The organism is Pseudomonas fluorescens (genome assembly GCF_001708445.1).
Classification (GTDB): domain Bacteria; phylum Pseudomonadota; class Gammaproteobacteria; order Pseudomonadales; family Pseudomonadaceae; genus Aquipseudomonas; species Aquipseudomonas gorinensis.
Window position 1 is genome coordinate 3,212,276 of record NZ_CP015637.1, and the last position, 12,661, is coordinate 3,224,936.

At 61.3% G+C, this 12,661-nt stretch carries 10 protein-coding genes and 1 pseudogene; 5 read left to right on the forward strand and 6 right to left on the reverse strand.

Annotated features, from left to right (window positions below; translation table 11 throughout):
- Positions 1 to 29: 29 nt before the first annotated feature.
- Both A7317_RS14250 and A7317_RS14255 read right to left on the reverse strand, forming a co-directional pair.
- Positions 30 to 812 (reverse strand): hypothetical protein, encoded by a 783-nt coding sequence (locus A7317_RS14250; protein WP_069076112.1) that lies wholly within the window; start codon positions 810 to 812, stop codon positions 30 to 32.
- 64 nt (positions 813 to 876) lie between these two features.
- Positions 877 to 1,269, reverse strand: coding sequence for a DUF6152 family protein (locus A7317_RS14255; protein WP_069076113.1), 393 nt, complete (start codon positions 1,267 to 1,269; stop codon positions 877 to 879).
- 237 nt (positions 1,270 to 1,506) lie between these two features.
- Between A7317_RS14255 and A7317_RS14260 the strand changes: the two genes are divergently transcribed.
- On the forward strand, positions 1,507 to 2,844 hold the full coding sequence (locus A7317_RS14260) for a hypothetical protein (RefSeq protein WP_069076114.1): 1,338 nt from the start codon (positions 1,507 to 1,509) through the stop codon (positions 2,842 to 2,844).
- 65 nt (positions 2,845 to 2,909) lie between these two features.
- On the opposite strand, the gene A7317_RS14265 is transcribed toward A7317_RS14260, so the two are convergent.
- From A7317_RS14265 to A7317_RS14275, 3 genes are all read right to left on the reverse strand, one after another.
- A complete protein-coding gene (locus A7317_RS14265) occupies positions 2,910 to 3,473 on the reverse strand; it encodes a cytochrome b (protein ID WP_024075471.1) in 564 nt (187 codons plus the stop codon).
- A gap of 82 nt (positions 3,474 to 3,555) precedes the next feature.
- Complete coding sequence (locus A7317_RS14270; RefSeq protein WP_069076115.1) at positions 3,556 to 5,010, reverse strand: aldehyde dehydrogenase family protein; 1,455 nt, start codon at positions 5,008 to 5,010, stop codon at positions 3,556 to 3,558.
- A gap of 27 nt (positions 5,011 to 5,037) precedes the next feature.
- Positions 5,038 to 6,414, reverse strand: coding sequence for an aspartate aminotransferase family protein (locus tag A7317_RS14275; RefSeq protein WP_069076116.1), 1,377 nt, complete (start codon positions 6,412 to 6,414; stop codon positions 5,038 to 5,040).
- 192 nt (positions 6,415 to 6,606) lie between these two features.
- Here A7317_RS14275 and A7317_RS14280 point away from each other — a divergent pair, with 192 nt between their 5' ends.
- On the forward strand, positions 6,607 to 7,581 hold the full coding sequence (locus A7317_RS14280) for a helix-turn-helix domain-containing protein (RefSeq protein ID WP_024075468.1): 975 nt from the start codon (positions 6,607 to 6,609) through the stop codon (positions 7,579 to 7,581).
- 450 nt (positions 7,582 to 8,031) lie between these two features.
- Positions 8,032 to 9,930 (forward strand): annotated as a pseudogene (locus A7317_RS14285) (peptidase U32 family protein); the annotation flags it as partial.
- Here A7317_RS14285 and A7317_RS14290 read toward each other — a convergent pair.
- On the reverse strand, positions 9,908 to 10,810 hold the full coding sequence (locus A7317_RS14290) for a DMT family transporter (protein WP_024075538.1): 903 nt from the start codon (positions 10,808 to 10,810) through the stop codon (positions 9,908 to 9,910). The pseudogene A7317_RS14285 and the gene A7317_RS14290 overlap by 23 nt on opposite strands.
- A gap of 109 nt (positions 10,811 to 10,919) precedes the next feature.
- Here A7317_RS14290 and A7317_RS14295 point away from each other — a divergent pair, with 109 nt between their 5' ends.
- Together A7317_RS14295 and A7317_RS14300 are read left to right on the forward strand one after the other, a co-directional pair.
- Complete coding sequence (locus A7317_RS14295) at positions 10,920 to 11,363, forward strand: Lrp/AsnC family transcriptional regulator (RefSeq protein ID WP_069076117.1); 444 nt, start codon at positions 10,920 to 10,922, stop codon at positions 11,361 to 11,363.
- Between the two features lie 254 nt (positions 11,364 to 11,617).
- The gene (locus A7317_RS14300) at positions 11,618 to 12,616 is read left to right on the forward strand and encodes a succinylglutamate desuccinylase/aspartoacylase domain-containing protein (protein WP_024075560.1); all 999 of its coding nucleotides are present in this window, start codon (positions 11,618 to 11,620) and stop codon (positions 12,614 to 12,616) included.
- The last annotated feature ends 45 nt before the right edge of the window (positions 12,617 to 12,661 follow it).

A 12,661-nucleotide genomic window follows, 5' to 3' on the forward strand; every position in this document is an offset into this window, starting at 1 on the left:
AGCTCCAGCAGGGGGTTGGATAGGCGTCATCACTCAAGGCTCAGAGATGCTTTGCCCTCGCTGTCGATCACGATCTGGTTGTTCTCGCACACGTACTCTTGAATGGCGTAGTTGGAGCGCTTGTACTCAAACGTAAAGCGATACGGGGTGTTGAGTACTTGCGGGTCTTCGATCAGGACCTGGTTTTCCAAGCGATCCGGCCCGCGCAGCCGGATGCGTTCGGTGATCTTCATGGCCGGCCCGTGGGGCACGTCATAGAAGCGCACGTCGGTGCGTACGCTTTGTGTCTCGACCACCAGCGTGTCGCCCTCCCAGTGGCCGCGCGAATGGCCTTGGTACAGGGGGTCGAGCTTGTCTGTTGGCGGCATGGCCTGGTTCAAGAGAATCCGTCGCACTTGCTGGAGGTACTCGCCGAGGATGATCACTTGCTTGTCATCGCGAATGATCTGGATCGGGAAGAGCGCCGCCATCATGGTCGGCATACCCTCGGGCAGGCACCTTGAACTGGTGGTGGCGATCGGCTTCCCGGCTGCGTTGGCCACGGCTTGTTTCTTCTTGAGCTCGACGTACTCGGCGTCATAGGGTGCCTTGAGGTCCATCGGACCGCCGGGGTGTACCGGATCGTCCGGGTTTTCGCCGAACCAGTCGTCCGGGGTTCTTTCCCAAGTACCGCTGATGTCAGGCCGGGCGGCCGAGCTGTGCTTGTCGGCTTGGGTTTTCGAGGCTGTCGCGGCGCTGCTCATCCCGGAGAGCGTCATGAGGACCACCCCCAGAACGATCATGGCTGTGTTGGAAGAACGTGCTCGTTTCATTGAAATGTCTCCGCGTTGCTGGTTTGCCCAGTTCTGGTGTTGCCGCATTCGCAAAGGGCTGCGTTCAGCCGCCGCCCGAGAGCACCACGTCACCCATCTTGATCTCCACCAGCAACCCGCCCGGCTCGCCGCTTTTCAACGGCTTGAACGACACCTCGGCGCTTTCGCCAGCCTTGACCGAGCTGGACGTCCAGCCCGTGCGTTGCAGCGCGTTGACGCTGCCCGTCTCGATCTTGTAGCGCTGTGCCGGCGGGCCGGGAACGTCGAGGTAAATCGTGATGTGGGGGTTGGTCCAGGCGAAGCGCTCGACGACACCCTTAATCGTGATCGTCTGGGTCTGGTCGAACAGCGCAAATGAATGGTGGGCACTGGCAACAGGCGGTAAGGCACTGCAGCCGATCAGGGTTAGAAGACAAAGCCCCTGACGGAGCAACGGGAAGCGTGACAAAGGGGACATGGCGGGGGGCCTCGTTTTTTATGGTTCTTATGAACCGAGCATAGGGAGCTCGCGTTCAGAGGCGTATCCCAAAACGGCAACCGTTGAAGGTTTTCAGGCGCTTGGCGCGGATGAGGTATCCCGTAACGACAGATCGGCGCGCAGGCCCTTGCAGATGCTGATTTGGGTTACCGCGTTGGCGGCCCAAGCCGAAACACTTGGGCTTTACCTCAGAACTATAAAAACAGGAGAGACGTTATGCGCATTCCCCCCTACGCACCCTTATTGTCGATGGTTGCACTCTGTGCGGTCGGCGTGCAGGCACATGCCTACACGCTCTACACCGAAGATGATGGTGCAACCGTCTTGAACGCCGACCTGGGCGCCGCATTTGGTTGGTTTGGTAGTACTCGTAACTACATCGGTGACCCGGAGAAAGAGCCCGGCAGCATGCGCTGGCAGGAGGGCTACGCCAAATATGGTCTCAACGGCACGACCGACAAGATCATCGCGGGCTCCGTCTATGGCGGTTTCAGCCTGCTCAGCAGCGGCACCTGGGGCGACGGGGACGCAGGGGCGATCACCGCGGGCAATGAGCGCCGTACCGACGTGGAAGATGCTTTCCTCGGCTGGAGATCAGGCGACCTGCTGCCCGCCCTGGGCAAGGACGGTGTGGATTTCTCTTTCGGTCGCCAGTTGGTGACGGTGGACGGTTTCCTGATCACCGATGATGGCTACAACCCAGGCAAGGCGTTCAACCCCATCGAGGGCGTGCGCGATGGCCGATTCGACAGGGGGGGCGCCTTTTACCTTGGCCAACGCCTGGCGTTTGGCAACACGGCGGTGCTGAAGCTGGGCGGCAAGGAAGGGCTGCACGGCAGCTTGATATGGTTGAAATCCGATAACCCTGGGCAGTCCAAGACCGAACTGGCAGTGGGCACTATCGACTACACCACGGCCATCGGTTCGATCGGTTCGACCTACATACACGGCCTGGATGTGGATGAGAAATATGCCTTCGCAGATCGGCTTGAACGCAAGGGCATGAATGTCTACAGCATTCGCGGGCAGGGCAACGCCGGGATTGAGAACGCCGACTTCGCATTCGAGGTGGCGCGCCAGGAAAAACGTTCCGGTTCACAGCGGGCGATGTTCTTCGACGCGGGCTACACCTTCACCGATGTGCGATGGCAGCCGACGGTCAGTTATCGCTATTCGCGCTATTCCGAAGGGTGGGACTTCCTGTTCCAGGGCGGCTTTCGCAAACGCTACCAGGGTGAAGTCGCGTCCAACTACGCCGGTTCAGTGACGTCGAATATGCAGATCAACGACGTGCTGCTCTCTGTCCGGCCCACCGAGAAATTGACCCTGAACGCGATGGCCTTCGACTACCACCAACTGTCCCGTCGCAATGAACGGGACTTCGCGGCGCGGGAGGTCGACCTGTTTCTGGATTGGATGGTCACGGATAACATCACGCTTTCGCCGTTGATCGGCCTCTATAAGCCTGAGAAGTGGTTAGGCAACGGGGGCGGGCAGAGCGGCAGCGCGTCGACCAACACGTACATGCAGTTCATTGTGTGGGCGACGTTCTGAGTTGTCATTGAGGGCTGTTGCGGGGCCAGGCAGGCGTTGACGTTTTGCGTCAACGCCTCATCCATTCAGAGCATGCGGCGCAGCACGTCGTTGCGCGGGTCGCGGTCGTAGAAGCGATGCTTGAGGGCGCCCGCCACATGCAGCACGATCAGGACAAGCAAGCTATAGGCGAGGACTTTGTGCAGCCATTGGAACACGACGAACCAATCGTCATTCTTTGGCAACAGCTCGGGCAGGTTAACCCCAAAAAAGAACACGCCGTCGCTCATGGTGAACGTGCTCGACATGGAGTACCCCATCAACGGCACGATCACCAACAGCACATACATGGCGCGCTGAATCAGGCGTGACAGGAACCGTTCATACCCCGCCAGGGTTTCCAGCGGCTGCGGCAAATTGGGGGTGCGAAAGCGCACGGCGAGCTGAGTCAGGACCACCAGGAACGTCAACACCCCGAAGGACTTGTGCCAGGGGTAATACAGCTCGAATTTGCTCGCCACCTCATCATTCATTCCGGTCATATGCCAGCCGGCCCAGAGCAGGCCCAGCACGAGCACGGCACGCACCCAGTGCAACACGCGCAGGGAGGTCGGGTACCGATCGATTGTCGGTTGATCTATTGGGTTCATGTCAGGTTCTCCACGGATCGATGCACGGTTGAATGGCCACCCTCAACGTTGGAGGGTGGCTCGGTCAGGACAACGAATAGGCTCAGGCGGGCAGGAGGACGGTGATGACTTTCTCCTCGGTGTAGGCCAGCGCGCCGCTGAACCCACCTTCACGTCCGATACCGCTGGTCTTGACGCCGCCCCAAGGCAGGTTGGCGTCCAATGGGCTCCAGCAGTTGATGCCCACGGCGCCAGCTTTCACTGCCGCAGCAACGCGGTGCGCTCGTACCAGGTCGCTGGTCCAGACCGTGGCCGCCAGGCCGTAGCTGCTGTCGTTGGCCAGGGCGACCGCTTCGTCTTCGCTGTCGAACGTAATCAGCGTGCCGACGGGGCCGAAGATCTCATCCCGGGCGATTTCCATGTCGTTGCGGGCGTTGGCGAAGATCGTCGGACGCACGAACCAGCCCTGCTTGGGTGCCGAGACGCCGCCGGCCAGCAGCGTGGCGCCTTGGTCGATGCCCAGTTGGATGTAGCGGTTGACGCGATCGAATTGAGCCTTCTTGGCCACCGGCCCCATCTGTACGCCGGGCTCGCGAGGGTCGCCCACGCTCACTGCCTGTGCGGCTTCGGCCAGCGCTGCACCAAAACGGTCGGCGAGGCTGCGTTGCACCAGGATCCGCGAACCGGCCGCACACACCTGGCCCTGGTTGGCGAACAGACCGAGGGTACAGCCGCGCAGGGCGTCGTCGAAGGACGCATCATCGAACACAATCTGCGGGCTCTTGCCGCCCAATTCCAAGGCCACGCGCTTGAACAACACACCGGCGGTGCGCTGGATTTCACGCCCAGCCTCGGGGCTGCCGGTGAAGCTGATCTTGGCAATATCCGGGTGTTCGCACAGGGCGCGCCCCACTTCATTGCCGTAGCCGGTGACCACGTTGATCACGCCGTCCGGAAAGCCCGCTTCCTGCGCCAGCCGTGCCAGGTGCAGGGCCGATTGCGGGGTTTCTTCCGATGGCTTGACCACGACGGTACAGCCCGCCGCCAGCAACGCAGCGAGTTTCCACACCGTGATCATCAGCGGCGAGTTCCAGGGCACGATGGCACCCACCACGCCGACCGGCTCGCGCACCGTGTACGACAGGGTTTTGGTGCCGAAGTAACCCCCGGTGGGAATGGTGCGACCTTCAAGCTGGTTGGCCCAGCCCGCGGCGGCGCGCAGGTTGGCGATCGCGTTGGGCAGGTCCATCCGGCGCGGCTCGATGGGGGAGCGGCCGATAGCGTTGGCGTCCAGATCGGCCAGCAGTTCAGTGTCGCGCTCAACCAGGTCGGCCAGTTTCGACAACAGTCGGCCACGCGCGGCGCCGTCGAGTTGGCTCCACTCGCCGCGTTCCAGTTGCTGGCGTGCAGCGGCCACCGCACGGTCGACATCCTCGCGGGTGCCTCGCGCGGAGCTGCCGTACACCTGTTCATTCACGGGGTTGACCAGGTTGATACGACGACGGTCGAAGGCTTCGCAGGACACACCTTCGATGAAATGATTCAAGTGCTCAGTCATATTGCGGTCCTCGAGTAATGGGCAAGGTCATGCTTTGAGAGAAGCCAGGGCGTCGCCGAAGATATCCAGGGCCTTGAAGAACAGCTCGCGAGATATGGTCAGCGAAGGCATGACGCGCATGACGTTGCTGTAGCGGCCACACGGAATCATCAGCACACCGTGGTTGAGCAGGTAGCCCATCAGTTGGCCGATCTTCTCGCCCGCCAGGGGCGCCTTGGTGAGTGGGTCTTCGATCAGTTCGATACCGATCATCAGGCCGCGCCCGCGCACTTCGCCGACCAACGGGCTGTTGAAGGCGCGAATATGCGCCTGTGCCTCCAGGCCCAGGGTGTGGGCGCGGTTGAGGAGGTCAAGGTCCGGGTCCTGGAGGATGCTGATGTTGGTCAGTGCCACCGCGGCCGACAACGAGTTGGCGGCGAACGTGTTGGGCATGGAACCGTCGGGAATCTGCGCCGCCAGGTCCGAGCGCATGATCAGGCCGGCCATGGGCAGGTCGCTGCCGATGCCTTTGCCAAAGGTGAGCATGTCGGGCTTCACGCCGGAATGTTCGACCGCCCACATCTTGCCGGTGCGACCGGCACCCGATTGCACTTCATCGACAATCAGTAATGTGCCGCTGCGGTCGCAGGCCTTGCGCAGCAGTTGCAGGAACTCCGGAGAGGGTGGCACGTAGCCGCCTTCGCCCTGTACCGGCTCCACGATCACGGCAGCCACGTCATCGGCCGCGGTGTAGGGGGTGTTCAGTAGATAGTCGATGTACTCACCGGCGATCTGCTCGGCGCTCTTGTGGGTGGTGTCGAAAGGGAAGCGGTAGGCGTAAGGGTAGGGCGCGTGAATCACCCCACCCATCTGGGCACCAAAGCCCTTGCGGTAGGCCGTGCCGGTGGTCAGCGAACCGGAAGCGTGCCACACGCCGTGGTAGCCGCCGTGGAAGGCGATGATCTGGTGCCGCCCGGTGACGCGCTTGGCGAACTTGATCGCCGCCTCCAACGCATCACTGCCGCTTTGCGTGAAGAAGGTAACGCAGTCGCCACGCAAACCCTCGGGCGCGATTTCGGAAAGCTTGGCAGCCAACTCGGTACGCCGGGTGCTGTTGATTTCCAGGGCATGCATCAGCACTTCGGACTGTTCGCGAATCGCCTGCACCACTTTGGGGTGGCAGCGGCCCACGCTGCTGACACCGACGCCTGCGGACAGGTCGATGTAGGTGTTGCCGTCGGGGTCTTTGAAGGTCGCACCGAAGGCACGGTCCATGGCCACCGGCATACGTCCGCCGCCGCGCGCCATCGACTCGGTGCGCGCCGACAGCGCCAGGGCTTCGCGGGTCTTGGGGCCGGGCAGTTCGCCGGAAATAATCTGCGGGGCATCTGCAAAGTGCAGGGATTGAAATTTGGCTTCACTCATGACGGTCTCTCTGGAATGTCTATTTAAGTGTGCCGATCATCTCCGGCGCGCGTTCCAGGCCGGTATCCCGAATCGGCACATGGTTTGCTTGCATTCCAGCACATAAACAATTTGCAGGACTTTTGCGATGTGCGACTATCAATTGGATCGCCGATCTAAAAAAAACAAAAATATTGGTAGAGGCATGCCCCAATGAAAAACCAAACGATCAGCCATTTTCGCGATATCCATGTCCATGCAGCCACCATCCAGCAGTGGAACCAGGACTACAGCCAGTTAACCTCGGGCTGCGCCGAGAGCACGCTCATGCAACTGACAACCTCGGGTTGCCACCTGTTTCTCGAACAGATCAACCAGCGCGTGGTACAGAACGGCGTGGCGCCTAAAGGCAAGATGTGCTTTGCCGTGCCGATCAACGTCCCGGGATCGATTCGCATGCAGGGGCGCGAGGTAGATGACAGCAGCCTGTTCTTTCTCCATGGCGGCGAGGAATTCATGTTCCATATGCCGATGGGCATGGAGCTGCTTTCCATCACCTTCGAGCGTGAATTATTCGATGAGGCGTTGGAGCAGACCGCTTCGGCCAAGGAACTCAACCGGTTGCTGCGCCAGCCGGTGATCAGGGTTTCTCCCCAGCGATTTGCACAGGCCCGGCGCCGATTGCTGGCGCTTTTCTCCCAGGCACTGGTGTACGAAGATCTCGATAGCACGCTGGATCAAGAGCGCGAGGCGGCGTTGGAGCAGGCGATGCTCAGCGAGTTGTTGCAACTGATGATCGACCCAGCCTGCGACAAGCAACAGCGCAGTCCCAGCTCCACTCGCAGTTTTATCGTAGAGAAATGCCACCGCCTGGCAACCGGCGAAATGATCAATGTGCCCAGCGTGATCGATTTATGCCAACGCCTTCAGGTGAGCCGACGCACGGTGCAGAACAGCTTCCGCTCGGTCGCCGAGACCACTCCACTGAATTACTTGCGCTCCGTGAGGCTTAACGGTGTCCGTCGAGCCTTGATGTCTACCCGCGCCTGCGAGCTGTCGATTGGCGATGCCGCGGCCCAGTGGGGCTTTTATCACCTGAGCCATTTTGCCGCGGAATACCAAGAGCTGTTCGCGGAATTGCCATCCCAGACTGCCCGAGCCGCCATCACGAGTTGTGTGCGGGCCTGACAAACAACGCTAGAAAGACCTGAAATAGCCTGCGTCATCAGCTCTGAATGCGCAGGAGCTTCGCTGTGGGTGCTTGAGTTACCGATTTGGGATATCGGGGCGTTGCAGCGCAGGCATAGGATCAGTGCCAGCGTGCAATAAGAACGACAAGCTGTTTGGTGACGCTGCGTAGCCGGCTGCACCGATCCTAAAGCGACTGCCTCATACAATAAGGTCAACAACATGAGTGTATTTAACCCGGTCAACAGCTCCACGGAGCTCAAGCGTGGTGCCCTGGGTGTGGGCTTCATTATCTTCTTCGTGGTGTCGGCGGCAAGCCCGCTGAGCGTGATCGCCGGCGGCTTCCCCATTGGCATCATGCTGGGCAATGGCGCCGGTACCCCGGCCTTGCTGATCCTCGCCTTGCTGGTGCTGCTGGCGTTCTCGGTGGGTTACACCACCATGTCGCGCGCCGATGTAGATGGCGTCGGCGGGCCCAGCTTCGGCGCCCGCCACAATGCCTGTAACGACGTGAGCGATATCGCTCACTTGGTCGAATTCGCCCGGCGCTACCACGCCCGTGTCTTCACCACCCTCAACACCATCCTGCATGACAACGAACTGGAACCCGCGCGCAAGCTGATCCATCAGCTCTACGACGCCGGCGTCGATGCGTTGATCGTGCAAGACCTGGGCGTGATGGAGCTGGATATTCCGCCCATCGAGCTGCACGCCAGTACCCAGACCGATATCCGTACCCTCGGGCGCGCCAGGTTTCTTGACCAGGCGGGTTTCTCGCAGCTGGTCCTGGCCCGTGAGCTGAACCTGCAGGAAATCCGCGCCATCGCCGATGAAACCGATGCCGCCATCGAGTTCTTTATCCACGGCGCGCTGTGCGTGGCGTTCTCCGGGCAGTGCAATATTTCCCACGCGCAGAATGGCCGCAGTGCCAACCGTGGCGACTGCTCCCAGGCCTGCCGCCTGCCATACACCTTGAAAGACGACCAGGGCCGCGTCGTGGCCTTTGAAAAGCATCTGCTGTCGATGAAAGACAACAACCAGAGCGCCAACCTGCGCGCCTTGGTGGAAGCCGGTGTGCGTTCGTTCAAGATCGAAGGCCGCTACAAGGACATGGGCTACGTGAGGAACATCACGGCCTATTACCGCCAGCGTCTCGACGAGATCCTCGAAGACCGTCCGGACCTGGCCCGCGCGTCCAGCGGCCGTACCGCACACTTCTTTCTGCCCGACCCGGAAAAAACCTTCCACCGTGGCAGCACCGACTACTTTGTCAGCGACCGCAAGATCGACATTGGCGCCTTCGACACCCCGACCTTCACCGGCCTGCCGGTGGGTGTGGTGGAAAAAGCCGGCAAGCGCGACTTGCAAGTGGTCACCCATGAGCCGCTGTCCAACGGCGATGGCCTCAATGTGCTGGTCAAGCGTGAGGTGGTCGGGTTCCGCGCCAATATCGCCGAGCCCAAGGGTGAATTCGAGGAAGACGGCGAGAAGCGCTACCGCTACCGCGTCGAGCCGAATGAAATGCCGGCCGGCCTGCATCAGTTGCGCCCGAACCACCCGTTGAACCGCAACCTGGACCATAACTGGCAGCAGGCGTTGCTCAAGACCTCGGCCGAACGCCGTATCGGCCTGTCATGGGTCGCACGTTTGCGCGAAGAACAGCTGGAAGTCACCGCCACCAGCGAAGAAGGTATCCGTGCCAGCGTCACCCTGCCCGGCCCGTTTGGCGTGGCCAACAAACCGGAACAGGCGCTGGATACCCTGCGCGACCTGCTTGGCCAACTGGGTACCACCGAGTATCACGCCACCCGTATTGAGCTGGATGCACCCCAGGCGTTCTTCATTCCCAACTCGCAGCTCAAGGCATTGCGCCGCGAAGTGATCGAAGCGCTGACCGCCGCCCGTGTTGCCGCACACCCGCGTGGCGGGCGCAAGGCCGAGGTCACGCCGCCGCCGGTGTACCCGGAAGCGCACCTGTCGTTCCTGGCCAACGTGTACAACCAGAAGGCTCGCGACTTCTACCACCGTCACGGCGTGAAGCTGATCGATGCGGCCTTCGAAGCCCATGAAGAGACCGGCGAAGTGCCGGTGATGATCACCAAGCACTGCCTGCGTTTCTCGTTCAACCTGTGCCCTAAACAGGCCAAGGGTGTCACGGGCGTGAAGACCAAGGTTGCGCCGATGCAGTTGATTCATGGCGACGAAGTGCTGACCCTGAAGTTCGACTGCAAACCCTGCGAGATGCACGTGGTGGGCAAAATCAAGGGGCACATCCTTGGGCTGCCGCAACCGGGCAGCGTGGTGGAGCATTTCAACCCGGAAAACCTCATCTATCAGGGCACACACTGACCCTGTGCGAGCGGGGCCACCACCAGCCCCGCTGCAACCCCGCCGCTGCCAGCAGAATGGCCGCTACCCCGAGCCATTGCAGCCAGCCCAGGCGATGCCCGAAGGCAATCCAATCGACGAAGATCGCCGCAATCGGGTAGATAAACGACAGTGCGCCGGTGATGGCGGTGGGCAGTTTCTGGATCGCGCCATACAGCAACACATACATCAACCCGGTGTGCACCACGCCGAGCGTCGCCAGTGCCGCCCAGGCGTTGGTGGTGACCGGCAAGCTATGCCAAGGCACCAGCGGCGCCAGCAGCAGTGCGCCCGTCGTCACCTGGATCAACGCCATCAAATGCGGCGGTACGTCCTTCAAACGCTTGATGATCAGCGCGGCAATCGCGTACAGCAATGCCGCGCCCAGCGCCAAGGCGATGCCTGCCAGGTAATCGTCGCCGGTTGGCTGGTCGCCATGGGCGGTGACAATCGCCAGCATTCCCAGGAACGCCACGCTCAGCCACGCCAGTTTCTGCACGGTGATTTTTTCACCTAGAAACACGGCCGCCAGCATCACCAGCATGAACGGCTGCACGTTGTACACCGCCGTGCTGATGGCGATCGATGCGCGGGAATAGGATTCGAACAACAGCAACCAGTTGCCGACGATGGCCACGCCACTGAGCATCGCCAAGCCCAGCTTGGCCCAACTGAGCAGGTCCAGCCGCAGGTAGCCCAGCAGCGCGCACACCAGCAGCAGCGTCAGCCCGCCGATCAAACAGCGCCAGAACACCACTTCGATGACCGACACGCCCGACACCAGCACAAACCAGCCGATGGTCCCCGAGATCAGCATGGCGGCGACCATTTCCCACGACCCGCGACGGATGGATGTATCCATGATTGAAGCTCCTCAAGTGAGGCTCAATTATGGCAATCTGCTCGTGATCGGCTCCAGCGACTAAAAAAGGCAAAAAACCGAAATTACCTTTTCTTATTAGGCGAACTCCATGATCGACACCATCGACCAGCAACTCATCGCCGCCTTGATGGATGACTCGCGGTTGTCCCTCAAAGCCCTGGCGGGCATCACCGGCCTGTCGTCGCCCAGCGTCGGCGAACGCCTGCGTCGCCTCGAAGAGCGTGGCGTACTGACCCACTACACGGTCGATATCGACCCCAGGCATTTTGGCTACCTGCTGCAAGCCATCGTGCGCATCCGCCCCCTGCCCGGCAAATTGCAGGAGGTGGAGCGCCAGATCCAGGCGATCCCGGAATTCACCGAATGCGATAAGGTCACGGGCGAAGATTGTTTTATTGCCCGCTTGCATGTGCGCACCATGGACCATCTCGACAACCTGCTGGACCGGATCAACGCCTACGCGGAAACCAATACCGCCATCGTCAAGAAAACCCCGGTGAAACGGCGCCTGCCGCCGCTGAGCAACGACTGAACCGTAACAAGCCGATTCCTGCACCTGGGGGGCTGTGGCAAGCGGGCCTGTTGTGGCAAGTGAGCCTGTTATGGCGAGCGGGCTTGTTGTGGCAAGTGAGTCTGTTATGGCGAGCGGGCTTGTTGTGGCGCCACAACAAGCCTGCTGGCCACAGACAAGCCCACTGGCCACAGACAAGCCCACAGGCCACAGACAAGCCCACAGGCCATAAAAATACGGTCGTTTATTTGTGTTGGATAAGAGGAGGGCAAGGCATGGCAATCGATCTTTCGTGGCAGGTGCCCGGCGACGCTGGCAACCTGCTGTCTATCAACGCCTGGCGCTTCGAAGGCGACGGCAGCGGGCCCCGGGTCCACTTGCAAGCCGGCGTCCACGCCGATGAAATCGCCGGGATGCTGGTGCTGCACCACCTGCTGCCGCGCTTGCAACGCTGTCAGCAGCAAGGCCGCCTGAAGGGCTGCGTGACGCTGGTACCGCAGGCCAACCCGTTCGGCATCGGCCAGTTTCGCCAGGGCAAATTATTGGGGCGTTTTCACGAAGCCAGTGGGCAGAATTTCAACCGCGCATTTGACCACTCCCTGGCCATGGAGCGCCCGGCGAGCAACCTGGCGCAATGGCAAAAGAGCCTGGTGCAACTGGCCGCCGATGCCGACCTGGTGCTGGACCTGCACACCGATGACGAAGCACTGCCCTACCTCTACATCCACCGCAGCTTCTGGCCCGAGCAAGGCCTGGCACTGGCGGCCGCGTTGCAGGTGGACGTGGTGATCGTCTGGGAGGACGGCGGTGATGGTTCCTTTGAAGAAACCCTCATCAACCACGCCGCGCCGCAGTTGGCCGCGACCGTCGAGTTGCGTGGGCAAGCGGATGTCAGCGATGCCCTGGCACAACAGGATGCCGATGGGCTGTGGGCCTGGCTGTGCATCAATGGCGTGGTCGACGAGGTGGCGGCGATCAGCGAATGGCAGGGCGACGCAGTGGACATGGGCTGCATGGAAACCGTCCTCGCCCCTCGCGCCGGTGTGCTGGTGTTCGAAAAAAGCCTGGGTGATCAGGTCGAGGAGGGGGAGCGTTTTGCCAGGATCATCGGGCGCCCTGGTGACCCGGATACGGAGGTAACGCTGCATGCCGCACAAACCGGGCGCCTGGTCACCCGGCATCGCGAACGCCTGGTGGCCCAGGGTGCGGTGGTGGCCAAATTCACCGGCACACGCTTATCCGACAGCTACAGCGGCGGCGTGCTGGACCCTTAGACAACGAATGCCCTCCAACGAGCGTATTGGCAGACGGGGCGGCAA